Origin of the sequence: Nodosilinea sp. LEGE 06152 (genome assembly GCF_015207525.1) — a bacterium.
In the GTDB taxonomy this organism is placed as follows: Bacteria; Cyanobacteriota; Cyanobacteriia; order Phormidesmidales; family Phormidesmidaceae; genus Nodosilinea.
Genome location: NZ_JADEWR010000024.1, coordinates 1 through 24168 on the forward strand (window position 1 = coordinate 1; position 24168 = coordinate 24168).

At 57.1% G+C, this 24168-nt stretch carries 27 protein-coding genes, 1 tRNA gene and 1 pseudogene; 15 read left to right on the forward strand and 14 right to left on the reverse strand.

Features of this window, described 5'->3' with window-relative positions; genetic code table 11:
• Nucleotides 1–127: pseudogene (locus IQ265_RS24370) on the reverse strand (photosystem II D2 protein (photosystem q(a) protein)); the annotation flags it as partial.
• A gap of 570 nt (nucleotides 128–697) precedes the next feature.
• Here IQ265_RS24370 and IQ265_RS24375 point away from each other — a divergent pair.
• The 3 genes from IQ265_RS24375 (at nucleotide 698) to IQ265_RS24385 (ending at nucleotide 3341) form a co-directional block, all read left to right on the forward strand.
• Nucleotides 698–1264 carry a photosystem I assembly protein Ycf4 gene (locus tag IQ265_RS24375; protein WP_194058433.1) on the forward strand — a complete coding sequence of 189 codons (567 nt, stop codon included), beginning with the start codon at nucleotides 698–700 and terminating at the stop codon, nucleotides 1262–1264.
• Nucleotides 1265–1376: 112 nt separating this feature from the next.
• A complete protein-coding gene (locus IQ265_RS24380; protein ID WP_194058435.1) occupies nucleotides 1377–2123 on the forward strand; it encodes a peptidylprolyl isomerase in 747 nt (248 codons plus the stop codon).
• A gap of 57 nt (nucleotides 2124–2180) precedes the next feature.
• Entirely contained in the window at nucleotides 2181–3341 is a 1161-nt protein-coding gene (locus IQ265_RS24385) for a beta-ketoacyl-ACP synthase (protein ID WP_228038428.1), read from the forward strand.
• Between the two features lie 162 nt (nucleotides 3342–3503).
• Here IQ265_RS24385 and IQ265_RS24390 read toward each other — a convergent pair whose 3' ends face one another.
• From IQ265_RS24390 to IQ265_RS24400, 3 genes are all read right to left on the reverse strand, one after another.
• Nucleotides 3504–3746, reverse strand: coding sequence for a hypothetical protein (locus IQ265_RS24390; protein WP_194058437.1), 243 nt, complete (start codon nucleotides 3744–3746; stop codon nucleotides 3504–3506).
• Between the two features lie 249 nt (nucleotides 3747–3995).
• Nucleotides 3996–4760: a hypothetical protein gene (locus tag IQ265_RS24395; protein WP_194058439.1), complete on the reverse strand. Its 765-nt coding sequence runs from the start codon at nucleotides 4758–4760 to the stop codon at nucleotides 3996–3998.
• Between the two features lie 136 nt (nucleotides 4761–4896).
• Nucleotides 4897–6375: an aminotransferase class I/II-fold pyridoxal phosphate-dependent enzyme gene (locus tag IQ265_RS24400; RefSeq protein WP_194058441.1), complete on the reverse strand. Its 1479-nt coding sequence runs from the start codon at nucleotides 6373–6375 to the stop codon at nucleotides 4897–4899.
• A gap of 323 nt (nucleotides 6376–6698) precedes the next feature.
• On the opposite strand from IQ265_RS24400, the gene IQ265_RS24405 reads away from it, so the two are divergent.
• A complete protein-coding gene (locus IQ265_RS24405) occupies nucleotides 6699–6986 on the forward strand; it encodes a DUF427 domain-containing protein (protein ID WP_194058443.1) in 288 nt (95 codons plus the stop codon).
• Between the two features lie 42 nt (nucleotides 6987–7028).
• Here IQ265_RS24405 and ilvC read toward each other — a convergent pair whose 3' ends face one another.
• Nucleotides 7029–8024, reverse strand: a complete 996-nt coding sequence (ilvC, locus tag IQ265_RS24410) for a ketol-acid reductoisomerase (RefSeq protein ID WP_194058445.1) — start codon at nucleotides 8022–8024, stop codon at nucleotides 7029–7031.
• Between the two features lie 207 nt (nucleotides 8025–8231).
• Here ilvC and IQ265_RS24415 point away from each other — a divergent pair, with 207 nt between their 5' ends.
• Together IQ265_RS24415 and IQ265_RS24420 are read left to right on the forward strand one after the other, a co-directional pair.
• On the forward strand, nucleotides 8232–8501 hold the full coding sequence (locus IQ265_RS24415; RefSeq protein ID WP_194058447.1) for a DUF29 family protein: 270 nt from the start codon (nucleotides 8232–8234) through the stop codon (nucleotides 8499–8501).
• A 7-nt stretch (nucleotides 8502–8508) separates the two neighbouring features.
• Nucleotides 8509–9234, forward strand: a complete 726-nt coding sequence (locus tag IQ265_RS24420; protein ID WP_194058449.1) for an SDR family oxidoreductase — start codon at nucleotides 8509–8511, stop codon at nucleotides 9232–9234.
• A gap of 227 nt (nucleotides 9235–9461) precedes the next feature.
• Here the strand turns inward: IQ265_RS24420 and IQ265_RS30805 are convergent, their stop codons facing one another.
• From IQ265_RS30805 to IQ265_RS24430, 3 genes are all read right to left on the reverse strand, one after another.
• Nucleotides 9462–9695, reverse strand: a complete 234-nt coding sequence (locus IQ265_RS30805; protein WP_347405015.1) for a DUF6883 domain-containing protein — start codon at nucleotides 9693–9695, stop codon at nucleotides 9462–9464.
• Between the two features lie 154 nt (nucleotides 9696–9849).
• The gene (gene ispG / locus IQ265_RS24425) at nucleotides 9850–11091 is read right to left on the reverse strand and encodes a (E)-4-hydroxy-3-methylbut-2-enyl-diphosphate synthase (protein WP_194058451.1); all 1242 of its coding nucleotides are present in this window, start codon (nucleotides 11089–11091) and stop codon (nucleotides 9850–9852) included.
• A gap of 155 nt (nucleotides 11092–11246) precedes the next feature.
• Nucleotides 11247–11951, reverse strand: a complete 705-nt coding sequence (locus tag IQ265_RS24430) for an MBL fold metallo-hydrolase (protein ID WP_194058453.1) — start codon at nucleotides 11949–11951, stop codon at nucleotides 11247–11249.
• A gap of 184 nt (nucleotides 11952–12135) precedes the next feature.
• Between IQ265_RS24430 and IQ265_RS24435 the strand changes: the two genes are divergently transcribed.
• Nucleotides 12136–13608 carry a site-2 protease family protein gene (locus IQ265_RS24435; RefSeq protein ID WP_194058455.1) on the forward strand — a complete coding sequence of 491 codons (1473 nt, stop codon included), beginning with the start codon at nucleotides 12136–12138 and terminating at the stop codon, nucleotides 13606–13608.
• Between the two features lie 32 nt (nucleotides 13609–13640).
• Nucleotides 13641–14030, forward strand: a complete 390-nt coding sequence (locus tag IQ265_RS24440; protein WP_194058457.1) for a hypothetical protein — start codon at nucleotides 13641–13643, stop codon at nucleotides 14028–14030.
• A gap of 362 nt (nucleotides 14031–14392) precedes the next feature.
• On the opposite strand, the gene IQ265_RS24445 is transcribed toward IQ265_RS24440, so the two are convergent.
• The 3 genes from IQ265_RS24445 to IQ265_RS24455 all read right to left on the reverse strand — a co-directional run bounded on the left by IQ265_RS24445 (nucleotide 14393) and on the right by IQ265_RS24455 (nucleotide 17010).
• Nucleotides 14393–15784: an NCS2 family permease gene (locus IQ265_RS24445; RefSeq protein ID WP_194058459.1), complete on the reverse strand. Its 1392-nt coding sequence runs from the start codon at nucleotides 15782–15784 to the stop codon at nucleotides 14393–14395.
• A gap of 590 nt (nucleotides 15785–16374) precedes the next feature.
• Nucleotides 16375–16515 (reverse strand): hypothetical protein, encoded by a 141-nt coding sequence (locus IQ265_RS24450; protein ID WP_194058461.1) that lies wholly within the window; start codon nucleotides 16513–16515, stop codon nucleotides 16375–16377.
• 412 nt (nucleotides 16516–16927) lie between these two features.
• A tRNA-Ser gene (locus IQ265_RS24455) sits at nucleotides 16928–17010 on the reverse strand.
• Nucleotides 17011–17286: 276 nt separating this feature from the next.
• Here IQ265_RS24455 and IQ265_RS24460 point away from each other — a divergent pair.
• Nucleotides 17287–17940 carry a sigma-70 family RNA polymerase sigma factor gene (locus tag IQ265_RS24460; RefSeq protein WP_194058463.1) on the forward strand — a complete coding sequence of 218 codons (654 nt, stop codon included), beginning with the start codon at nucleotides 17287–17289 and terminating at the stop codon, nucleotides 17938–17940.
• A gap of 309 nt (nucleotides 17941–18249) precedes the next feature.
• Entirely contained in the window at nucleotides 18250–18819 is a 570-nt protein-coding gene (locus IQ265_RS24465) for a transcriptional regulator (protein WP_194058465.1), read from the forward strand.
• A 108-nt stretch (nucleotides 18820–18927) separates the two neighbouring features.
• Here the strand turns inward: IQ265_RS24465 and IQ265_RS24470 are convergent, their stop codons facing one another.
• The 3 genes from IQ265_RS24470 to IQ265_RS24480 form a co-directional block, all read right to left on the reverse strand.
• Entirely contained in the window at nucleotides 18928–19146 is a 219-nt protein-coding gene (locus IQ265_RS24470) for an NAD(P)H-quinone oxidoreductase subunit O (RefSeq protein ID WP_194058467.1), read from the reverse strand.
• 126 nt (nucleotides 19147–19272) lie between these two features.
• Nucleotides 19273–20121: a DNA-formamidopyrimidine glycosylase gene (locus tag IQ265_RS24475; protein ID WP_194058469.1), complete on the reverse strand. Its 849-nt coding sequence runs from the start codon at nucleotides 20119–20121 to the stop codon at nucleotides 19273–19275.
• 301 nt (nucleotides 20122–20422) lie between these two features.
• Nucleotides 20423–20641 (reverse strand): photosystem I reaction center subunit IV, encoded by a 219-nt coding sequence (locus tag IQ265_RS24480; RefSeq protein ID WP_194058471.1) that lies wholly within the window; start codon nucleotides 20639–20641, stop codon nucleotides 20423–20425.
• A 370-nt stretch (nucleotides 20642–21011) separates the two neighbouring features.
• On the opposite strand from IQ265_RS24480, the gene IQ265_RS24485 reads away from it, so the two are divergent.
• From IQ265_RS24485 to IQ265_RS24505, 5 genes are all read left to right on the forward strand, one after another.
• Nucleotides 21012–21482, forward strand: coding sequence for a phycobilisome protein (locus IQ265_RS24485; RefSeq protein ID WP_194058473.1), 471 nt, complete (start codon nucleotides 21012–21014; stop codon nucleotides 21480–21482).
• 323 nt (nucleotides 21483–21805) lie between these two features.
• On the forward strand, nucleotides 21806–22489 hold the full coding sequence (locus tag IQ265_RS24490; protein WP_194058475.1) for a V4R domain-containing protein: 684 nt from the start codon (nucleotides 21806–21808) through the stop codon (nucleotides 22487–22489).
• A complete protein-coding gene (locus tag IQ265_RS24495) occupies nucleotides 22486–22797 on the forward strand; it encodes a hypothetical protein (protein WP_194058477.1) in 312 nt (103 codons plus the stop codon). The genes IQ265_RS24490 and IQ265_RS24495 overlap by 4 nt, the downstream gene beginning before the upstream one ends.
• A 104-nt stretch (nucleotides 22798–22901) precedes the next feature.
• Complete coding sequence (locus IQ265_RS24500) at nucleotides 22902–23390, forward strand: hypothetical protein (protein ID WP_194058479.1); 489 nt, start codon at nucleotides 22902–22904, stop codon at nucleotides 23388–23390.
• A 115-nt stretch (nucleotides 23391–23505) separates the two neighbouring features.
• Nucleotides 23506–24168 (forward strand): V4R domain-containing protein, encoded by a 663-nt coding sequence (locus IQ265_RS24505; protein ID WP_194058481.1) that lies wholly within the window; start codon nucleotides 23506–23508, stop codon nucleotides 24166–24168.

Consider the following 24168-nt stretch of genomic DNA (forward strand, 5'->3'; position numbering starts at 1 on the left):
AAAAGGCGCAGGGAAACAAGAGTAGGCCTGACCAGCCGATAAACACAAAGCGATCGCGCTTTAGCCAGTCGTCAAGGACGTCGAACCATCCTCGCTCGGCTTGCGCGCGTCCCATTGCTATGGTCATGTCAAATCCTCTTTATATGACATCCAATCCATAAGGTCGCGGCTCTTTTAGATCCAATTCCAATTCTAGATTTGAATTGTGCCTATCAGAGCATTGCCTCAGAGCAGGGGTTTATATCTACTAAGTATTCCAGATATTAGAGCCAGGGGGACAATATTCCTACCCTAATAGCGATGACCCTGCCCGAGTCGCACCTGTTAGCTCCTTACAGCCAAGCATTAAGCCGGGCTGAGAGGGGCTAGGTTTCTATTTATGATAAGGAGTGTTCTAATTTTTTACAATCTGATACGTAAATTCTCAGGTGGGCGGGTCGGAGGTTTGCCCGGTTGGCAGTGCTCAAGGGCCGTTTGCTCCGGTTCTTCGGGTGCCTGTGGGGGTTTAGACTAAGGGTATCTACTGTTTGGTATAAGTTGATGGTTGGTGGTAGCTCTGCCCACAGGTGAGCCGTGAGGTGAGCCCGGAGCTGCCTGGGTCACCCGGAGCTGCCTAGGTCAACGGCATTGCTGCCTCTGACTGTTTTTCTTAGCGTTTTTAATTCGTTTACCCGTTAGCCCCATTAGTTAGACAGCTATGACCGCCTCTATTTCTTCGACTCAGCCGCAGACTCTGAAGCGCTCCGTGCTGGGGGCTCGTCGCCTGAGCAATATTTTCTGGGCCACGGTACTCACGCTGGGGGGGCTGGGGTTTGCCCTGGCGGGAGCCTCTAGCTACCTAAAAACGAACTTGTTGCCCTTTGCGGACCCCACCCAGCTGGTCTTTATTCCCCAGGGCATCGCCATGGGCTTTTATGGCGTGGTAGCCCTGGGTTTAGCAGCCTTTCTGTGGGTGGTAATTAGTTTGGACGTGGGCGGTGGCTACAACAGCTTTGACAAAGACAGCAACCGTCTCAAGATTGTGCGCAAAGGATTTTGGGGCAAAAACCGCCGTATTGAAATTGAGCACCCTTTGGAGGATGCCACGGCAGTGCGGGTATCAATTAAAGAAGGACTGAACCCGAAGCGCACCCTTTACCTGCGGGTCAAAGGACGGCCCGATATTCCTCTGACTCGGGTTGGGCAGCCCATTCCGCTGTCAGACCTAGAGAATCAGGGGGCTGAGCTAGCGCGGTTTTTGCAGGTGCCGCTGGAGGGCCTGTAGAAGCTCAATCAGACAAGGCTCAAGCAGACAAGGTCTCGATCGCCCCGGCCCCCGTCGCCGATCCCTTGAGATAATATGGGGGGTCGGTTGAACTTTAGGAATTGACGTATTGATGGCTCTCTCTATGCGCCCGTTTACCCTGGCCCTCGCCGCTGTCCTCACCCTGTGGCTGGGGGCTTGCGCCAACTCAGGCAATCTGGATACTACAGCGGGTGATGCTCCCGCAAACCCAGGGGTAGCCGAAGAAGTAGCGGCAGCTCCAACCGGTTTAGCTGTGCTAGATGGGACGGCCACCGTGGAGATAGTAGTGAATGGTAGCCCCATTGTGATGGAGCTAGACGGCACCAATGCCCCCATCACCGCCGGTAACTTTGTGGACCTGGTGAATCGGGGGGTTTACGACGGTCTGGTGTTTCATCGTGTGGTGCGCGATCCGGAGCCTTTTGTGGTTCAGGGCGGTGACCCCCAGAGCAAAGACCCCAGCGTACCTGCGCAGCAGTTGGGTACGGGCAGCTTTGTTGACCCTGACACCCAGGCCCCGCGCTACGTGCCCTTAGAAATCAAGCCAGCGGGAGCCGAGGAACCCATTTATAGCGAGACCCTTGAGGAAGCCGGAATTAGCGAACCCCCAGAGCTACCTCACACGCGTGGAGCGGTGGCAATGGCGCGATCGCAGGCGGTAGACTCGGCCTCGGCCCAGTTTTACATCACCCTGGCGGAGCTGCCCTTTTTGGACGGCAGCTATGCGGTGTTTGGCTACGTCACCAGCGGCATGGAGACGGTGGATGCCATTCAGCAGGGCGATCGCATTGAGTCGGCGCGGGTGACGGCTGGGCTGGAGAATTTGAAGACTGAGTAGGCAGGAATGGGTGGATGGGTGGACGGGTGGATGGGATAGCGGGCTGGTGCTTTTGCGTTGAGCGCATCCCTGAGTAACCAGAAGTCGGGCGATCGCCGGGTGGTAGTGTCGGGCCTGGGGCTGGTGACGGCTCTCGGTACCACTGCTGCAACCACCTGGGAGCGTTTACTAGCGGGAAAATCTGGCCTTTGCTTGCGGCAGCCGTTCCCTGAGCTCTCCCCTCGCCCTCTGGCTCTGGTGGGCGAACAGCCCGCCGATCTAAGCGATTTGCTGGGGCTGGCGGTAGCGGAGGCGATCGCCGATGCCGACCTATCCCTACCCCAGACCAACTGTGGTGTGGTGATCGGCTCTAGCCGCAGCTTTCAGGGCCGCTGGGAGCAGATGGCTCGCCAGCCCGACTGGGCTGAAAGTCCCTGGCTGGAGGCCTTGCCTCACATGGGGGCGATCGCGGTGGCCCGCCAGATTCACGCCCAAGGCCCAATGCTGGCTCCAATGGCGGCCTGCGCTACGGGGCTGACGGCGATCTTTCAGGGCTACGAGCTGGTGCGGCGGGGGCAGTGCGATCGCGTGGTAGTTGGTGCCGCCGAAGCGCCCATAACGCCGCTCACCCTGGCGGGCTTTGAGCAGCTGGGAGCGTTGGCCACCACGGGCTGCTATCCCTTTGACCCCGAACGGGAGGGGCTGGCGCTGGGGGAAGGGGCGGCGGTGCTGGTGCTGGAGTCTGAGCGATCGCTGGATCAGCGAGGGGGACCGCCCCCCTACGGCTACATTTTGGGGGCCGGGTTTAGCAGCGATGCCTACCACCGCACGGCCCCTGACCCAGAGCTAAGGGGTAGCCGTTTAGCTTTGAAGAACTGCCTTTACCACAGCGGCCTGAGGCCAGATCAGGTAGGCTACATTCACGCCCACGGCACTGGGACGCGGCTCAATGACGACCACGAGGCGCGGCTGCTCCAGTCGGGTTTTTCTCCACTGCCGTGGATGAGTTCGACCAAGGGGGCGACCGGGCACACCCTAGGAGCCTCGGGGGCGATCGGGGCGGCCTTTTGTCTTTTGGCTTTGCGGCATCAAAGGCTGCCACCCAATGGAGGATGGCGAGGTGAGAGCATTTACTCAAAGCTGGTGACTGAACCTCTTCCCGCCACCCTAGAAATGGCTCTGTGCTTTAGCTTCGGCTTTGGTGGTCAAAACGCGGTGCTGGCTTTAGGGCGAGCGTAGGTATAGCCGTCGCCGTTAGGGTTCGGAGGTTTTCACAGCAGTCGGTTAAGCGATCGCCATGCGCTCATTCGTTGCCCCAGTGTTGGCCACGGCTAGCAGAACTGGCCAACGCCATCGTCTTAAGCGACAAACCAATTGACGTTGCCGCTCAGGGGTAGCGGTTTAGCTGAAGCTGCTAAAAAATTTCATCGCTATTTGAGGCAGGTGGCTGATCTCAAACCACACTTGCCTGGGGTTAATGCCAAACAGGTATTGCAGCCCCATAAAAATCACCGCTAGACCAAGCAAGGGCACCAGCCCTACACTCAGAATTCTGAAAAATAGCTGGGAAGCTAAAACCACGACGGCGATTGCCGCAACCAGCAGCACTAGCTGAGAATCAATCGAATTAAGCAGAGAATCCATAAAATCTGCAACCCGCTAACCATCAAAGACCATTCCAGAGGAATTCAGGTCATCCTACCCCAACTTCCCTGGGTCAAGCTGTTACCGCCGTCACGGCGAGTTTGCTGATAGCTCAAGCGCATAGGCCACAGCAATCTCCACCAGAGGATCCGAAACTGAACACTGGTAAACGTCGTGTAGGTTGGGCGTCCTGCCTGGCCGCAAAGTGGACAGCCGAGAAGGATATCCGCCAAGATTGGGGCCTTGACCTTAAGCAATTTCGCTAAATACATAGACCATTGCCGCCATGGCCAGCACGGTGACAACGGTACCCACCACCTCTACCCCCACCGAGGCGCGGCGGTGGGCAGGCCGCAGCCAAAAATTGAGCCAGCGCACGATGCGGGGCATCACCACCAGGGTAAAGACGCAGGTGGTGATCAGATTGTTGGCGAGCATGGCGCTGGCCGGGTCCCAATCGTCAAACAGGCCCAGGCGCTCTAAAACAAAGCCCTGCACCATGATGATTGGGTACAGCCCCAGCACCACGGCCAGAATTTCCTTCCAGGCCGGGGGGCCAAGCCCGGTTAGCTCTTCTCCGGCTTCGTTGCTAAACCAGCCCTGCATGCCGGTCTCAAAGGAAGTGAATTTGTAGGAGATAAAAATGTCGCGCCCGGCTTTGAGTAGAGCTTCGCGATCGCTTGACTGCAACCAATCCCTGAGCTGATCGGGCTGCTCAAAGTGCAGCACTGTGTACCACTTCAGGCAGCCTTCTTGCACCGCCAGAGGGCGGTAGCGGTCGGCCCGCAAAAAGCCCTGCGATCGCTGGGCTGATTTCACTACACGGCGGTGCCAGCTGCGAAAGGCCCAACTTTTATTACTCGGCACGATGTACTCAATGATGACGCTGGGGCTAGGCAGATCAGAAGCTTCTTTGCCCAGAAGGGCTCTAAACCCATTCGATGTCGCCAACCGCCGACGGAGTCGATCCCGCAGCCGGGTGATATTTGCCGTCACCGATTCCTGTAGAGCCATGGTGCCCAATGTCCTTTAGAAGCCCACTACTGTGGACTGTATTCAGTATACAATTGCAAATGTTGCGGACAGGTGAAATTCTTGCAGCTACAAGCATAGGTCGATTCACCAAAGAATTAGCCTATCTAAGGGCAGACTATGAGGGCTTTAGGGCTATAACCCGGAACCTTTCTGGTGCATCGCCGCCGGTAACATAGCCCCCCTGCTGCTTAATAGCCGTGAGATGGGCGATCGCTGCCGCCGTAATTTGCTCCCCCGCCACCAGCGTCGGGATACCGGGAGGGTAGGCCGAAATCGTGTCAGCGCTGAGACGACCGACGGCAGCGCTGGCCGCGACAGTCTCAGTAGCTGCAAAGAAGGCTTCGCGGGGCGACATCTCCGGCAGAGTATACGGGGTGTTGGCAGGGTCTACCACAGGCTGAGGCCAACGATCGGCGATAGAACGCTGCGGGATAAATCGCTCGGCCAGCGATCGCAGCCCCACCACGCACTGCTGCCCATCCGCCTCGGTATTGCCCAGGCTAACGATCAGCGTCAGGTGGCGCAGCTCCGGCAGCTCCACGGTGACGCCCAGTTCCGCATGGAGAATTTCGTCGGCCTCTAACCCCGTGATCCCTAGGCCCGACACATCTACCGTCAGCCGGGTCAGATCGAGATCGCCAACGCTAGAGAAGGCTGATACAGCTGGCTGATCAATCACCGTCAGGCCAAGAATTTGGCCCAGCTCCCTTCGCATGTGCTGGGCCAGGGCTAATGTACCAGACAACAACGCCTTGCCCTCGCTTACCACCTGGTGACGAGCAGCATCCAACGACGCCAGCAATAGCGCATTGGGGCTAGTGGATTGGGTGAGCTGAAGCGCTGCTTGCAGTCGCAATGAATCGATGCGGTTCCCTTTTGTATGCAGCATAGCCGCCTGGCTCAGCGCCCCCAGAACCTTGTGGGTTGACTGCACCACCAGGTCGGCCCCCAACGCCAGCGCTGGAGTGGGCAGATCGGGGTGAAAGGCGAAGTGCGGGCCGTGGGCTTCGTCGATCAATAAGGGAATGCCGTGGTGGTGGGCTAGGGCTGCGATCGCCCCAACATTTGAACAAATCCCGTGGTAGGTGGGCGACACCAGCAGCACCGCCCGAGTGTCGGGGTGCTCAACCAGGGCCGTAGCCACGTCCTCCGCCTTCACCCCCAGCGCCAAGCCCAGCTCTCGGTTGTATTCTGGCGACACAAACACCGGCATCGCCCCTGCCAGTACCAGCCCCGCTACCACCGAGCGGTGGGCATTGCGCGGCACAATGATTTTTTCCCCAGGGCCAACGGTGGCGAGAATGGCCGCTTCAATGCCGCAAGTCGAGCCGTTGGCAAGGAAATAGGTGCGATCGGCCCCAAATGCCTCAGCCGCGAGTTCCTGCGCTTCCAAAATCACGCCTTCTGGAGCAAATAAATTGTCTAGCTCTGGCAGCTCCGGCAAATCAGCCGCCAGCGCCGCCCCCAGCAGTTCCTTCAACCGAGGCGATGCCCCCTGCCCCCGCTTGTGCCCCGGTGCGTAAAACGCCGCGTGGGGCCGCCGACTACTGGCCTGCAACGCCGAGAGAAGCGGAGTTTGCGATTGATCGAGCATGGCGGTGTAGATCGATTAGACGAGCTGTGAAAGATTCTCGATCTCAATGGGATGCTTTTGCGGCACGATCAATCCCCTAATCCTCGCCGTAAAAGTGAATCACGTTGCCCCTAAAAAGGGGGCCAGAGCGATCTCCCAAGCATTTCCCATGCTCGATAGAGCGTGCTGGCTTCCCGATGTTTCTCACTTACAAAGATCTATTGTGTCCTCCCCTTTCCAAGGGGACAGGGGAGATCTCTTCTTAAGGGAGCAGGGATGACCTTTACCCGCACCACCGCCACCAGATTCGCTATAGTCTGAGAGGAAAATCTGGAGAGTATCCCATGGCTAAAGCTACCTGGAACGGCGTTGTACTGGCTGAGAGCGACGCCTGCGAAGTGGTCGAAGGCAACCAGTACTTCCCCCCCGACTCGCTGAATATGGACTACTTCAAGCCGATTAGCAAAACCACCGGCTGCCCCTGGAAAGGTACCGCCAGCTACTACGACATCGTGGTGGACGGGGAGACCAATGCCGGTGCCGCCTGGTACTACCCTGAGCCGAAGTCTGCCGCAGAGAACATTAAGGGCTATGTAGCGTTCTACAGCAACAAGGTGAAGGTAGAAGCGTAGGTCTATGTAGGGGCACAGCAGTGCTGTGCCCCTACCGCCCAGTTACGCTTTCTTCAGCCAGCTAAACATGGCCCGCAGATCCTTACCCACCTCTTCGATGGGGTGCTCGGCTTCGCGGCGACGCATGGCGGTAAACCCGGCGTTGCCCGACTGGCTTTCGAGCACAAACTCGCGGGCAAACTGGCCAGTCTGAATTTCCTTCAGCACCTTGCGCATTTCGGCGCGGGTTTCGTCGGTGATGATGCGGGGACCACGGGTGTAGTCGCCGTACTCAGCGGTGTTGGAGATGCTGTCGCGCATTTTGGCGAGGCCGCCTTCGACCACCAGATCCACAATCAGCTTCACTTCGTGGAGGCACTCAAAGTAGGCTAGCTCGGGCTGATAGCCAGCATTTACAAGGGTTTCAAAACCAGCTTTAATCAGCTCGCTGAGGCCGCCGCAGAGCACCACTTGCTCCCCAAACAGGTCGGTTTCGGTCTCTTCGCGGAAGGTGGTTTCGAGTACGCCAGCGCGGGTGCCGCCGATGCCCTTGGCGTAGGCCATAGCGCGATCGCGGGCCTGACCGGTAGCATCTTGATAGACCGCAAACAGGCAGGGCACTCCCTGGCCCTCCTGGTAGGTGCGGCGCACCAGGTGGCCGGGGCCTTTGGGAGCCACCATCACCACATCGACATCTTCGGGGGGCACAATCTGGCCAAAGTTGATGTTAAAGCCGTGGGCAAACAGCAGCACGTTGCCCGCTTCGAGGTTGGGGGCGATCGCTTCTTTATAAATAGTGCGCTGCACTTCGTCGGGCAGCAAAATCATGATCCAGTCAGCGAGCTTCACGGCATCGGCCACAGGCTTGACGGTGAGACCTTCGGCCTCGGCCTTGGCGGTGGAGCGGCTGCCTTCGTACAGGCCCACAATGACATTGACGCCGCTGTCTTTGAGGTTGAGGGCGTGGGCATGGCCTTGGGAGCCATAGCCAATAATGGCAACGGTTTTGCCGTTGAGCAAATCTAAGTTGGCGTCACTGTCGTAATACATGCGGGCCATGGGGTTCTCCTTGAAGTTGACGGGCTGCGGTGTTTTCTGTGCAAGCTCTTGATTCTATCAAACTAAGGGGGGTAGCCCAATACCTCAGACCATGATGTGGGCTGCGCCGACCGGGTTAGCTCAGGGCAACGGCGGTGCTTGGGCCGATCGGTAGAATAGGGACAGGCATCAAAATTATGGTTACAGTCCTCCCCGTGAGCACCGCTGATGGTCAAAGCCACCTCTCCCCCCACCCTTTACCAGCAAGACTTGGTGGCCTGGTGTGACGACACTGTGGCCAAGCTCAAGGCGGGCGATTTTGCCGCCCTGGATATCAATGCGCCGCCAAGCCTGCGCCAGCATTGGCCAAACACATTTCCTGAACTTTGGGAAAATGCCCTCTCCGATGCGCGAGAAGACCATCCCCAGACGGTGTTTCCCGATCGCTGGCCAGGCAGCACCGATCTAGATGCCCTGCTGAGTGAAAAGGTTTGGTAGCCTCTCCATGAACCCGCAGATCTCGACCTCCGACAAACAGCCCACCGTTGCCCTGGTCACTGGAGCCAACCGAGGCATTGGCTTAGAAGTAACCCGCCAGCTGGCCCAGGAGGGAATGACGGTGATACTAGGCAGCCGCGACCTGGCCAAGGGGGAAGCCGCCGCCGCACCATTGGTTCAGGCCAGGTTAGAAGTTTTGCCGCAGCCTCTCGATGTGACTGATCCAGACAGCATTCAGCACCTCGCCCAGACTGTAGAGCAGCAGTTTGGCCACCTCGACGTGCTAGTCAACAATGCGGGCATTCTCTACGACACCTGGCAGCAGGCCAGCAATGCCGATCTGGCGGTGGTGCAGGAGGCCTGGGATACCAATACCCTCGGCCCCTGGCGTATGGCCCAGGCCTTTTTGCCCTTGCTCAAGCGCAGCCCCCACGGTCGCATTGTCAATGTCTCTAGCGGAGCCGGAGCCCTAAGTAGCATGGGGGCAGGCACCCCGGCCTACAGCACGTCAAAAGCGGCCCTAAACGCGTTTACCCGACTACTGGCCGCCGAGCTGAAAGGGACGGGCATTTTGGTCAATGCGGTGTGCCCTGGCTGGGTCGCTACCGATATGGGCGGCAGCGGCGGTCGCCCAGTGGCGGATGGCGCGGCCAGTGTTGTGTGGGCAGCAACCCTGCCCGATGATGGCCCCACGGGCGGGTTCTTTCGCGACGGCAAACCGCTGGATTGGTAGAGCGGCTGGAGGGCTAGCGGCGAATCCATTTGGTGAGTATGCGCATGGGCAGGCCGGTGGTGGGGTCGAGCTGGGGTTAACCCACTGGCCAAATAGCTCCACTAGAAAGGCTTCGCCCTCGTTGAACACCTCAACGATCGCACCCGACGTACCCTCTGGTGCAGCATTCCCCTCCGTCAAAGGCACTGACTCTAAAAGCTGCACGCTATCAAAAAGCTGAAACTGAGTCATGCTAAGCCTCCTGCGCGATCGGGCACAGCTGTTACAAACCGGGCAACGCTGGTTCCAAATTTAACAATCCAAACAGTCCGCACTCGTCTCACCAGCCCCACTGGGCCATTGAGCAATAAGTACGCTCGATAAATTTTGCCATATTCATTCTGGCTTTGATAAGCCAGTGCTTCAGGGCTGACAGCCGCCAGTATGGCAGTGCGAATTGCTGAGGGTGAGCGAAAACCCATAATGCCAGTCCAGAATCTCTGCTTATCTCCCCCCCTGTCCGGGCTTGCCCCTAGCGCTAAACAAATATTCTGCTTTCTCTAGGGGAAATTCAAACCGCTCTGGGGGGGAATCTACACTGGCCATACTCGCCCACCCACCTACTCATCCACTCCCCTACTTACTCTCCCCAGGCTCAACCCAGCGCCCATCAGCCTTGATCAAGTTGATCAACTCCGCCACGCCCTGGTCTTCCGGCACCTTCTTAATCTCATCACGGCCCCGGTACAGCGAAATATAGCCAGGGGTTTTGCCCACGTAGCCGTAGTCGGCATCGGCCATTTCGCCGGGGCCGTTGACGATGCAGCCCATCACCGCAATGTCTAGCCCGGTCAGGTGCTTGGTGGCTTCGCGCACCTCGTGGAGCACATCTTCGAGGTTAAACAGCGTGCGACCGCAGGAGGGGCAGGCCACGTATTCCACCATGGTTTTGCGCAGCCCCAGGGCCTGCAAAATGCTGTAGCAGACGGGGATCTCTTTTTCGGGCGCTTCGGTCAGTGACACGCGGATGGTATCGCCAATGCCCTGGGCCAGCAGGGTAGCGATGCCCGCCGTCGACTTGATGCGGCCATACTCGCCGTCGCCCGCCTCGGTTACCCCCAGGTGCAGAGGGTAGTCCATACCCAGCTCGTCCATGCGGTGGGCCATCAGCCGGTAGGCGGCCACCATCACCGGCACCCGAGAGGCCTTGAGAGAAATCACCAGGTTGCGAAAGTCGAGAGATTCGCAGATGCGGATGAACTCTAGAGCCGACTCCACCATGCCTTCGGGGGTGTCGCCGTAGGTGAATAACATGCGCTCGGCCAGCGACCCGTGGTTGACGCCAATGCGCATCGACTTGCCCTGGTCGCGCAGGGAGACCACCAGCGGCTCCAGAGTTTCGCGAATTTTGCTGCCGATGTCGTCAAACTCGGTTTGGGAATAATCGGTGCGGCCCGCCTGGGGCTTCTCAAACACGTAGAGGCCGGGGTTAATGCGCACTTTATCGACATGCTTGGCCACCTCCAGGGCAATTTTCATGCCGTTGTGGTGCACATCGGCCACCAGGGGCACGGGCTGGTAGGTATCCTCTAAAATTTTGCGAATGTCGGCCAGAGCCTTGGCGTGGGCCATGCTGGGCACCGTAACGCGTACAATTTCGCAGCCAATTTCATGCAGGCGACGAATAGCGGCGGCAGACCCTTTGATATCCAGCGTGTCTTCGTTGATCATTGACTGCACCACGACCGGGTGGCCGCCGCCAATGGTGACGCTGCCCACGGGCACCGGACGGGTTTTGCGGCGATGAATGGTGGTGTCGAAGGGGTCAAAGGCGGGGGTGGCGGACGTCGAAGAGACAGGGTTAGGAAGCGTTTGCATAGCCTTTGCTCAATGGTTGCCGGTGCTTAGAAATAGAGGGTTTGGCAGTTTTTATCTACCTCCCAGAGTGCCACAGAATGGCGGCTCAGAGATGATAGAGCAGCAAAAATGGCCCGCTGCTGTGATCCAGAATTCATTTTGGTGAAGAAGATTGACTAGAGCAGCGGCTGTACCTGACGGAATGCCTCAATGTCGATCTGCTGAAGGCGTTCGTAAGCGCGATCGATGCTGCGCTGCCCCCGCAAAAAGCCAGTGCTGGCCCCAGGGCACAGATGGGCAAGGGATTCAGCAGAAAAGCGAGTTTTCAGCGCCTCGACCTGCTGGAGCTGGCGGGGCCAGTGAAAGGTTTTGGCCAGACGCAGCGGCTCGGGTTCGCCCGTTCGGTTGGGCAGCAGGTGCCGCCCGGTAAAAAGCACCCCGCCGTGGGCGCTGTAATAGAGACAGGCTGAACCTGGCGAATGGCCGGGGGTCCAAACCGCTTCTAGCTCGGGGCTAAACCTGAACTGGTGGTGAAAGGTCGTGGTGGGGGTATCGGGCAGCAGGTAGGCCTCCTGCTCTTGAATCACGACCTCGCAGTTCAACGCTTTGTGAAGCGTAGCCGCCCGCCCAATACTGCCCCGGTGGGTGATAAACAGCCACTGCACTCCGCCGTGAGCAGTCAACCATTCGCGGTTACTCTCATCCCAAGCGGGGGCATCGATTAGCAGATTGGCCGGTTGGCCTTCGGAGCTGTTGTTTACAATAAAGTAAGCGGTGGCTCCTTGGGTATCGCGGTTGGGGGGGAACGCATATACAGTGTCAAACACCAAGCGCGGAGCCTTAGGGCTAGGCGGCGGAACTGGGGCTAAAGCGGCTGTCATAGGTGCAGGAGGAGGGGTGAGAAACACCTTTGAAACGCCTATACTAACTGAACTCTGCCCCGACTACCTCGGCTAGCACCCACTGAAATAGTTTAATGGGTCTGTTTTTTGGGTCAGTTTTTGAACTCTGTCTTCACAAAGCACGTTGCCCTGGCTTGAATCGTTGCACTCCACTGGCTACACGATGGTGTTTTTCTGGCTTTTTGTTCTTGGTCTGCTGACCTATGTGCTGCTTCAGCGCAGCGTTAGCCGCATCACCCGTACCCCTGTGTGGCTACTGTGGCTGGTGATGATGTTACCGGCGTTTATTTTAACTGGTTGGGTAATAGCCAACGGTCCTGAGGCACCGGCTCCTACAGCTCTGCTGCTGGGTTTGTTTATTGCCTGCCCGATTTTGTACTGGGCGCTGATTCAAAAGGGGAGAATTTCGGTGCCCCAGAGCGCTAAACCCGAGGCCGAAGCCGGTGAGACCAAACGAGCGATCGCACCACCGCCTAAGCCTACCCTGCGCCCCATCGATAAAGACGAAGAAGCAATGCTGCAGGGCTGCTTTCCGTGGTCGGTGTACTACCTACAAAACATTGAGTACCGTCCCCAGGCCATGATCTGTCGGGGCCAGCTGCGGGCCTCGCCCACCGTAGCCTACGACACCGTGCGCGACAACATTCGACGCCATTTCGGCGATCGCTTTCTCGTCCTCTTTCAGGAGGGGTTGCAGGGCAAGCCAGTGTTTGCGCTGGTACCCAACCCTCAGGTGGAAAAGGGCGATCGCAGCACCAAAGCCCTGACCCGTCCAGGGCTGGCCCTGGGGCTGCTGCTGGTTACCCTATTTACCACGACGGCGGTGGGCACCTACCTGGCTGGAGTCACCGAAGAGCAGCTACAGGCCGCGCCCGCTTTGATCTTGCAGGGGCTGCCCTACGCCCTGGGCCTGCTGTTCATTCTGGGCTGCCACGAGATGGGCCACTACCTGGCCGCCCGCCGCTACGGCATGCGGGTGACGCTGCCCTACTTTATTCCGGTGCCGTTTTTCTTAGGCACCCTGGGAGCCTTTATTCAAATGAAATCGCCGGTGCCCAACCGCCGCGCCCTGTTTGATGTGGGCATTGCCGGGCCGCTCTCAGGGCTGGTGGTGGCGGTGCCGCTCTTGCTGTGGGGGCTGAGCCAATCGACCGTGGTGCCCATTCCCGAGGAAGGCTCCAGTCTGCTGAACTTTGAGGCCCTCGACCCCAAGGCGTCGCTGATGCTGACGCTGCTCTCTAAGCTGGTGCTGGGGGCTGGGGTAGCGGCTGATCAGGCCATTCACCTGCACCCGATCGCGATCGCGGGCTGCCTGGGCCTAGTGGTCACCGCCCTCAACCTGATGCCGGTGGGTCAGCTTGACGGTGGCCACATTGTCCACGCGATGTACGGCCAGCGGGTGGGCGGTGTGGTAGGGCAGGTGGCCCGGCTGCTGGTGTTTGGCCTGGCCCTGGTGCACCCGGAGCTAATGATTTGGGCCATTCTGCTGTTCTTTATTCCGGCGGCAGATCAGCCTGCCCTCAACGATGTCAGCGAGCTAGACGATCGCCGCGATTTTCTGGGGCTGCTGGCCTTGACACTGTTAGTTATGATTGTGCTGCCAGCACCGGGAATTCTCACTCGCCTGCTGTACTAGCCCCAGGGCTGCCTGTTGTTTTGATAACCGCCATGTCCCAAGACCTAACCCAGTGGATTACGGAGGTGCGCACCCTCCAGCGACAGCTGGCCGACACCCAAAAGGAGCGTGACCAGGCCTACAACAGCGCCGCCAACTGGCGTCGGCTCTACGAAACCGAAGCCCGCCAGCGCCGCGAAGAAACCGCTGAATTTCAGAGCCAGCTCGAAGCGCTCCAGCAGCAGCTGGCGGCGGCTCCAGCGATCGAGGCCAGCGACCTCAGCGGGGTTAACTCACTTCAGGGCTTGCAGCAGCATCTCGATGGCCTGGTGCAGCGCTGTCAGGAACTAACTGATCGCCTGGAGGCCGAGCGCCAGGCCCACGCCCAAACCCGTCAGACCCTTACCGCTGCCCTCGGCGATACCTTTGACGCGCTCAAGTAATTACAACGATTTTTACGACAGAACCCCAGATTCTTTTGGAGCTAGCCAGCGATAAGGCTGTCCTGTGAAGAAATCTGGGTTCCGGTCGAGCGGTTCTTGTCATTCCAAACCCACACCGAGTCCAAGCTCAAAAACCTCGGATCAAAACAGGCATCTCGTAGGGGCGTAGCATGCTACGCCCCACGGCAAATTGAGGGTGTTCATCGGGGTTCGCTCTGTAAATAGCCGTTCCCTAACCCCTTTGGGGCGGCTGAGTGCCCAGCACTCGCTGCGCGAACACCAACGACTTCGCTCAGGGAACGGCTATGGCTGCTCTGCTAATGGGGGTACGGCACTAGCGCATAGACGATTAGGATTAGACATCAACCACCCGCAACGAAGATATAGCGCAGCAAAAAGATCGCGGCCAAAATCCACATGCCGACGGTGGTTTGGTTCGTTTTGCCCTGAAAGGCTTTGATCAGCGGAAAAGCAATCAGGCCCATAGCTAGCCCTTCAGCGATCGAAAACGCCAGCGGCATCATGATGATGGTGAGAAAAGCTGCGATCGCATCGGCGGGTTCGTCCCAGTCAATGTTTTTGGCCCCCGACATCATCAGCACCCCGACGATGATCAGCGCCGGAGCTGTTGCGAAAGCCGGAATGCCCTGCAGCAGCGGAATAAACAGCACCGACGCCAGAAACAGCGCCGCCGCTACAAGGGCGGTAAACCCGGTGCGCCCGCCCTCGGCAACGCCTGAGGCCGACTCGATGTAGGTGGTCACCGTTGAGGTACCCAGTACCGCTCCGGCAGTAGTACCGATCGCATCGGCCATGAAGGCTTTTTCAACCCCTGGGAATGAGCCATCTTCTCTGATGTAGCCCGCCTTAGACCCCAGCCCCGTGAGCGTACCGATGGTGTCAAACAAGTCCACAAACAGGAACACGAAGATGATGCTTACCATCTGCCAGAAGTTGATGCGGAAAAGCTCGCCCAACCCCACAAAGGCCTGACCAAACAGGTCAGTAGGAGCCTGAGGCACAGCCATCAGCCCGGTCGGCCAGGGCGACACGCCAAAAATCCAGGCGAGAATGGCAGTACCCAAAATGCCCCACAGCAGCGCTCCGGTCACCCGACGGGCAAAGAGCGCGGCAGTAATGCCTAGCCCCAGCAGCGCCATCGCCGTTTGGGGCGATCGCAGGTTACCCAGGGTCGTAAAGGTTGCCTCCGAAGACACAATAATGCCCGCGCTCTTGAGGGCAATGTAGGCGATAAACAGACCGATCCCGGCGGTGGTGGCGTGCTTTACCGCATCGGGAATCGCCTCCACAATTTTGCTGCGCAAGTTGGTGATGGTCATGAGGATGAAGATAATCCCCTCGATGAACACCGCCGCCAGGGCCACCCGCCAGTCAATTCCCAAGCCGAGCACTACTGTAAAAGCAAAGTAGGCGTTAATGCCCATGCCCGGTGCCAAAGCAAAGGGCAGCTTGGCGTAGAGCGCCATAATTAGCGTGGCCAGGGCGGCAGAAAGGCCTGTCGCCATCACCAGTTCCCCAAATAAATCTCCCGACTCGTTAAGAAAGACCGCATTCGACAAAATGGCCGGGTTCACAATCAAGATGTAGGCCATCGTCACAAACGTTGTTAGCCCTGCCAGCGCCTCTGTGCGAAAGCTGGTGCGGTGGGCGGCAAAATCAAAAAATTCCGCAATTTTGTTGCCCGGCCCCGAGTTCGAGGGTGCCTGAGGCAGTTGTTCAGTGGGCTGGGTCACAGTAGCACTCCTTGTGAATGGATAGATGATTGGCCGATATAACCCACAAGGCCAATAGACTCAGCCCCCAGTCCACGATATCTACTCAGTTGAATCTGTTATGAATGCTACATTCTCTTGATTTTTACGCATACTGTAACGTCCCTATGCGTCTCTCGTTGGAGGGATTCAAGTGCCAAAGCATAGTTATTCTGGCGTGAGGTCACTTGCGCCAGGGCCACCGAGTACCCATTTCGGTAGCCGCCGACCAGCCTAAATACAGCACTAGCAGCACAACGCCAATCAAAAAGGGGGCAAAGTCTTCAGGCATAATCTACAGAATTGGAGACAAGTTTAGGGGTAGCGCGATCGCACACAGCTAATCCCAAAATTTTAGTAAATCACACCATGCTGCGATCGCGCAGATGAGCGTCATAACCCACAGTTCCAGTCCTAATATTTTCCTTTCAAAGGAATACCCCTCAGAATTGCCAAACCCAGCAATCCTAAAGGGTATTTACTCAGCTATAGCGCAAGCTACATAATTAAATAGCAAGCAGATTGGAGATTTGAGACCGCATTTCATCCTGCCGTGCAGCGAGGTTCAGGCCCTACTCAGATTCCTTTGCGGCCTCAAAGTCTTCCTTCTTTTGCTCCTTCTTTTCGGCCCCTTTCTCGTCAAGATTGTCTACGAATTCACGAATGCGCTCTTCGTTCTTCTCAGCGTAGGACTTATTCTCTTCAGTAGTCATACTGTTAACCTCGATTTAATTACACAAAATCATTAAGCTCAATTTAGTCGTCCCCTTAAAAATAACCATCTACTCTATGAGTGATTTGAGTTGGGCAATGTTCTACCGCAGGGGTTAAGGTGCCGGGGCTATACCAAGTTTGAAAGGATGGCTGCAACAGCTCGCAAACGACCATCTCACGCCCTTTACGTAGTGATGTGACCACGCAGTGGTGTGAGGTTGGCTAACGCCTTGCTCTAGCCCAGTAAAAGAACCATAGATGGGCTACAAGCAGAAGCTTTATCACGATTTAACCAAGACCAAGGGCGCAATGCCGCTGTGGAAGCGATCTGGGGCGCGCGTCAGTACCAAGCAACAATTTCTTGCTCCTGACCCAAAGGTCTCAACTTAATACGAACCAACTAAACCGATACGGAGAGGGTGGGATTCGAACCCACGGTCCTTGCGGACACCCGATTTCAAGTCGGGCGCATTCGACCACTCTGCCACCTCTCCAAAGGGGGATGACTGCCGTTACAGCAGCTCTTCTAATCTGTTATATCACTCCGCTGGCTCAGTTCGGAGGCTAATCTGTCTGCCGATAAGCCCACCTCCTGCCCTTTGATGGTGTGCCAGACAATTCACAGGCACAAGGCTGGTCTTCAAAAAAGAGGCTCTTCGTCACAATGGTTCACATTAATCACGCTTGTCTTTGGAGCCACAGCGCCACCCGACATCTAGCCCTCAGTGGCTTATGGGTGGCCATGTAATGTCGGCCTACTACTAAAAGCTATGAGTCAATCCATGTTCTCGACCTGGCCTGTTTCCCTTAGTGCCCCTAAGTCTGCTGTCAAGCCTGAACAGTTGACCAGCACAGAACTGGTAGCCCTTTGCCAGCAGCGGCTCCGGCCCGAGCGAACCATGTTCGCCGAACTTCTGCGCCGCTACCAGAGTCATGTAGATAAGCTGCTCTACCACCTGGCCCCCGACTGGCCTGATCGGGCTGATCTAGCCCAGGAAGTTTGGATTCGGGTATATCGCAACATGCGCCGCCTGAACGACCCAGCCAAGTTCAAAGGCTGGCTGGGCCGCATCACTACTAACCTGTTTTATGACGAACTGCGGCGGCGCAAGCGCAATCGAGCCACACTTTCTCTTGATGCCCCTCTAAATTTAGAAGATGGCACTATCGATTGGGATGTGCCTGCCAGCGCTCCTGGCCCTGTAGATACCATGATGACGCGGGAGTTTTACGACCAGCTGCATCGCGCTATTGCCGATTTGCCTGAGGTGTTTCGCACGACCATTGTGCTGCGGGAGATTCAAGGACTCTCCTACGAGGAGATTGCCGATATGACTGAGGTATCTCTGGGTACTGTAAAATCTCGTATTGCCCGTGCTCGCCAGCGCTTGCAGGCCGAGCTACAGCCCTATCTAGGCTACTAAACTAACCTGCAACCGTCACTTCGCAGGGTGCTCTGCCAATTCCTCACCGCGTGCCATCGGGTGAAACCACCTCCCTTAGAGTTGAGCCTGAATTGCGCTATTAGAAAAGTCTGTAAACCTCTACCTATTGATTTGTGTTTTACCGATTAGAAATGCTCCCAAGAGGTTACCGATTTTAGGGTGTTGGCATTATGATCAATACCGGCAGTAAAAATACCTGAACTGACTTTTGGTTAACCAGGGGTCGTTTAAGGCCTGATGCCTGCCTTGGTCGTTGTTTAGTTGCTTATTTCAGGTGTTGTTTTTGGTATGACTACCTCTCCTTACACGCCTAATCAGGTTCAGCCGTTACCCTCTCAGGGCGTTCACCCGGATGGGCCTCTGACCTCAGCTGCGTCTTGTTGTCACGACTTAGATGCCACTAAGCGCGATCGCTTCGAGTTGCTAAGCGCTTACCTCGATGGTGAAGTTACCTCCGAAGAGCGTCAGCAGGTACTGCGCTGGATTCAGCATGATGACGGTACCCGCCGTCTTTACAATCGTTTGCTGGCCCTACGCCAGGGCATACGCAGTCAAAGCGCCCCTCCAGACTGCAATGCAGAAGCAACGCTGGTAGGGGTATTTCAGTCCCTCAACCACCGGCTCAGACTAGCTACTATGGCTAGCGCTGGAGTGGCCGCTATTGGCGTTATTAACCTACTGTCTGGTACTGGGCTGGGCGCTCCGTCCTGGCGAATGGCTACCGTTGCCCAGCCTGAAGTTCTAGAGATTGCTCTCGACAAGCCTGCTTTTCCTATTCCTGAAGCCTCGGCGGTCATATCCACTGACCTTACTAAGCCTCTCGAAGCGGGTGGCTTGCCCATCGACTCCGAGCTTTAGACCCTAGAGGACAATTAAAACCCCAGCAATGGCTGAGGCTGAACTCGACAGCGGACCTGCTGGCTATAGCCAGCAGGTCCGCTGTTTTAAGGCAGCTCCATACAGAAGCTAAAACTTCTCCAGTTGGTCAAGGTGTAGCCAAATGTTTGGGGTAGGTACTATCCCAAACTTAACCAGGGCGTAGTCGTCGCTGATATCTAAAATTTCGCCTTTGGTTTCGAAGAGGTAGGACGGAAACCGAGTGTCGCTGGCGGTGGCCTCCAGGCTATTTTCGAGTTTTTCGCGGACGGCCCGCACCAGGTCGCCCCGCTTCAACGCTGCTGCCATAAATTTACTTACTATCAACCTCAGCTTTACTGTACACGAAATCACTCTGCTGCTGCCTTGCTCCTGGCTATCGCTGGCTTTCCTAGCTTGCCCAGGTGGGCTCTGTCGCGCCGCTGGCACAGTCTTCTATCGCTGGCACTGGGGACAGTAGTGGGCCGAGCGCCCCGCTAGCTTGAGCCGACAAATAGGAGTAGCACAGACTCGGCAGGGCTCGCCGTCGCGATCGTAAACCCAGGCAACGCCGCCGTAGTTGCCGTTAATGCCGTAGATGTCGCGGTAGTCGCTAAAGGTCGTGCCCCCCGACTCAATGCTGGTAGTAAGTACCTTGCGGATGGCGCTGTGCAGGCGTTGTAAACGCTGCAGACCAATGCGATCGCTGGGAGTAAGCGGGGGCAAACCGCTTAAAAACAGGGCTTCGTCGGCGTAAATATTGCCAAGGCCCGCCACCAAGGCCTGGTCAAGCAGCGCATTTTTGATCGGGCGACGGCTGCGGGCCAAGCGCTGGCGCAGATAGGCCACTGAGAAACTGTCATCAAAGGGTTCTGGCCCCAGGTTACGCAGCCCTGTCATGATGGTGTCTGGGGCAACCCCGGGGGGAACCCACCAGAGACGGCCAAAGGTGCGCTGGTCAACATAGCGCAACTCGTGGTTTTGGCTCAGCCACAGCCGCACTCGGCAGTGGGTCTGCACTGGAGTTTTAGGGTCAAGCCACAGCAGCTGACCGGTCATGCGCAGGTGCACCCCCAGGTAGCCGCCAGGGCTGCCGTCAGCCTGAGTCAGCTGCCCCAGCAAATATTTTCCGCGACGGTGCCAGTCACTCAGGGTAGACCCAATCAGGCCCGCCAAAAAAGCAGCCTCGTCAGCAGGGTACGCAATCGCCCTGGAGAGCAGCACCTGTCCCCCCTCTAGCCGATGGCCAGGCGTCACCCGTGCCAGCCCGCGCCGCACAGTTTCAACTTCAGGTAGTTCTGGCACAGCCTAGCCCTGGGCCTTTGCTCCCGTTACGGTGTGTCTTTGCACTATAGCAACGCTCCTGGGAAGAACGCAGACCAGGAACCAGTGCGTCGGCAATATGAGGACGCTTATGCGCCTGGTAGCGCCCTAGTATTGCCCTTTTGGCGATTAGCCTGTGGTCTAAGCTATCGGACCCCCGCTACAAATAGCTAAGGCCCATGCCGAAGCACAGGCCTTGGAGTTTGTTAGCTGTAGCCAAACTTGCCAGTAAGGCCAAAAACCCAGCAAGCTGGGTCAGTAGTCCAGCCTTGGGGCCAGCCGCCTAGGAGGCAGCCTTTTTAGCGGCCTTGGGGGCTTCAACTTCCTGAAGCTCAGACAGCGCAAAGTTGTTGGTATTGATACCAGCGTAATTTACCTTATCGAAGCGCACTACCGCGGGGTATTTAATGCCGCTTTGGTCAATGGTAGCCACGGTACCGACTTCACGGAACCAGTAGGACTCTTTGCGGAGAATACGAACTTGAGAACCACGTTGAACCATGAACAATGCCCTCTTGAAAAATCAATATTAATGGCGGCTTGCCCCGGCCAACCTCTAACCAAGGCTTATTACAGAAAGCCTATAGCCAAGCTTGGATGGGGGTTATTCCATGTCCACCAGATTACTACGAGTCTTCGAGTCCCACGGCTCTAGAGGGTTTAAGTTTTATTGCAAGCCGAAAAAGCGGATCCAGCCTCTCCCAAGGTGTTTTGGAAGTTGCTATTTCGCAGCAGCCAAAGGCAGCAAACGGAACGGCTGGCGGATAATAAGATGCTGGCAGTCGCACCAAATCTCTTTGGCGAAAGTTTTGTTTACATTTCGCAACATTCGGGCATACTAACGTTACCTTACCTCAGGAGACTTACCTAGCGTGCTTACCAACGTTGAGGCTCTGGTTCAGGCTACCGATGGTCGCTACGCCTCTGACCAGGAACTGATGTTCTTTCAAACCTACCTGTCTACGGTTGGCACCCGATTGCGGGCTTACCAAAAAATTCAGGCTGCTGAACCGCAAATTGTTGCCCAGGTGATGACTCGGCTCAAAGTTCAAAGACCCGGCTTGTTTCAGGTGGGGGAACAAGATTTGGCCGCCAAGTGGCAGCGAGACACAGTGCGCGTCTTGCGATACAGCGCCATTGCGCTGCTGCTGGATGACCCTGAGCGGTTTAAAGAAACCCTGCTGAGCTGGTTTCAAACAATTATGCGCGCCTTTGGTGCCCAAGAGAGCTGCGACCTCACCTACACAGCTATGCAGGCCGTCATGCCTCAGTTTCTCAACGCCGAAGAACTCACGCTGTTTGTGCCTATCCTGGAGCTGAGCCGAGTCACCCTGGGCCGGTAGGGTTATGTGAGCACGTCTTCAAGCAGGCTAGACGCGGCAATTTGGCTGGAGGTAAGTAGCTAAATTGTCGATAGATTAGTTATTTACCGACATCGCCCAGGAAATCAGAGATGGTTTTCTGGGCGATTTGTATTAAAGAAATACTACATTTTGTATCGACTAGACGAACTGGCGAATAGTCCAAACCCCTCTGTCTTCTACTATTTGGGCCATGGGTGCAGCGTGAACCCAGAGCGCGATCGCCCTGCAGAGTGGTGAACTCTGCCCAGGCCTGGGCACATTACACCTATCGCTGAAAACAGTCTTACAAGGCTTGTTCAATCATGGTTATGACCACCGAGACCGCCCACCGTCTGCACCAAAAATTTCCTAAGAAGCACAACCACTATGCCCTGCGGGATTTCTTTCAATTTAATGGTGAATACGGCACCATTACCGACTGGAACGATACCCGCAATGTGCTTACCAGTGAAGACTTTATTATTGGCCTGCTAGAAGGGCTGCAGGAAGAAGTCGGCGATGCCTCTTCAGCCATCATGTACACCGTGGGGCTGGAGTGGGGCAAAATCGACTCGCTCCAGTTTGAAACCTGGTTTGAGCGCGAGTTTGCCATGAGCCCCCGCCGAGCCAATCTGATGTTTCTGCTCGAGACCTGGTGGTGGCCCTACATTTCTCAGGGCTGGGGCCGTTGGGAAGTAGACATGAGCGATCGCAAGCAGGGTTTCATGTTCATTAACCTGTTTGATTCCGCCGTGGCGCGCACTCTGGGCGATGTGGGCAAGCCCGTCTGCCACCTGTACGCCGGGTTATTCGCCGGTTTCTTCACCGAAATGGTGCGTAAGCAGCTGAGCTGCATAGAGATTCAGTGCTACTCCATGGGCGAAACCTACTGCAAGTTTCTGCTGGGGGGCCGCGAGCGCATCGATGCCGCCGCCTTCTGGATGAATGAAGGGGCCAACGCCCGCGACATTGAGAAGCGGCTGCGGGCCGGGGAAGGTGGCCAATGAGCGCGTTCTCTCTCGATGCGATGACCGAGTCAGATGCTCCTCAACCCTGGCTCAAAGAAACCGTCCAGGCTTTCTTTCAGGCGGTGGCCTGGGACGGGCGAACGGTACTGGCCACCCCCGGTCTAGGGGGCACCGCCCGCTCAGAGTCGGCTATGACGATGACCGTCAGCGATTTCTTTGAAAATATCGCCTGGGACGGTCAGCCCACTATTGGGGTGCCCATTGCGCCCCTAGAGGCCGCCCCAAATACCCCGACAGATTCTGACCTCGATTTGACCCTAGACGGATTTTCTGACCTGTTTGGTTAGCCGCCGCGCTTGGCGAAGACCGACCTCAAAGCTGACCGTTAGAACCCGTTATCCCTGGTTGTCTACTCGACCTACCCTGCCCCTCCAATCCAGAGGATTTTGCCATGACTTTCAAGCTCGACGCCCTGTTTGACTCGCCCGATAAGCAATACCTCGACGCCAACGACCTCAGCACCCTGAGCCAGTACGTTAGCTCGATTCCAGAACGGATGGCGGTCTACCGCACCCTGCGCGACCAAGAAATTGCCATTGTGCAGCCCATTGCCGATGCCCTACAGCAGCAGGCCGGTCACCCTGAGCCATTGGTCGAGCGCAGTGTGCGTAACGGGCTGATGGTGCTGCGCTACGCCGCCATGGCCATGCTGCTCGACGACGAGGGCTTTGTCGAGGAGCGCCTGCAGGGTTGGCTACCGGAGATGGTCAAAGCCTACGAAACCCGGGCGGTTGATCAGCAGCTGTTTCAGCTCCTGCACAAGCAGTTGGGCAAGGTATTTTCGCCGGCTCAGCTCGGCCTGCTCAAGCCCAGCCTTGAGAAAGCGCAAAGCCTGATGCTCAACACTCGCGAGACCGTTACCCTAGCCGGGCTGCTCTAGGCGCAGCGGTTATCCAATGCGGCTTAGCGCCCGTTCAGCGTTTGGGGTTGCCCCTGTCTGCCCGCAGTTGGCGGGTCTGACCACCATCATCATTCTCCTGTGAAGGACGTTACCTATGGTTTCTGTTGCCGATTTACTCACCGATGGCCGGCTGCCCGGCAACTACTTTGCCCAGGATCTCTACGTACGGGGGTCAACCGAACTGGGGCTGCTCGAAAACCGTCGCGGCGATCGCCTTTTGGCCATTCCCGACGCGCTGCTGCAGGCCATCTACTCTGGTCTAGAAAAGGAAACCGGCCAGGCGTCACGGCTGGTGCTCTACAACTGCGGCCGCTGGTGGGGCAAAAACTTCTACGCCCGCTTTTGCGAAGAACTGGCCGACTACTACAAGCAACCCCTGGCTAGCCTGTCGATGGCCGAATTTTTGCAGTCGCTGCAGCAGTGCTGGAAAACCCACGGCTGGGGCCAAATTCATTTGGATATTACCTACCGCGATCGCGGGTTCTTGGGTGTAGAAATCTGGCATTCGCCCTTCACGGCGGCAGCGCCCCAGGGCCAAAAGCCCTCCGGCGATCTCGAGCGCGGCATTTTAGAGATTTTCTTTACCCAGCTCACCGGGCGCGAACTGCGCTGCGCCCAGACCAGCTGCACCGCCAAGGGCGACGACTGCAACCGTTTTATCTTGGGTCTAGAGAAGCGGCTCGCCCCGGTAGAAGGGATGGTGGCAAACGGCCAGGCCCATCAGGCCATTATGCAAACCCTGATGCAGCAGGGGTAA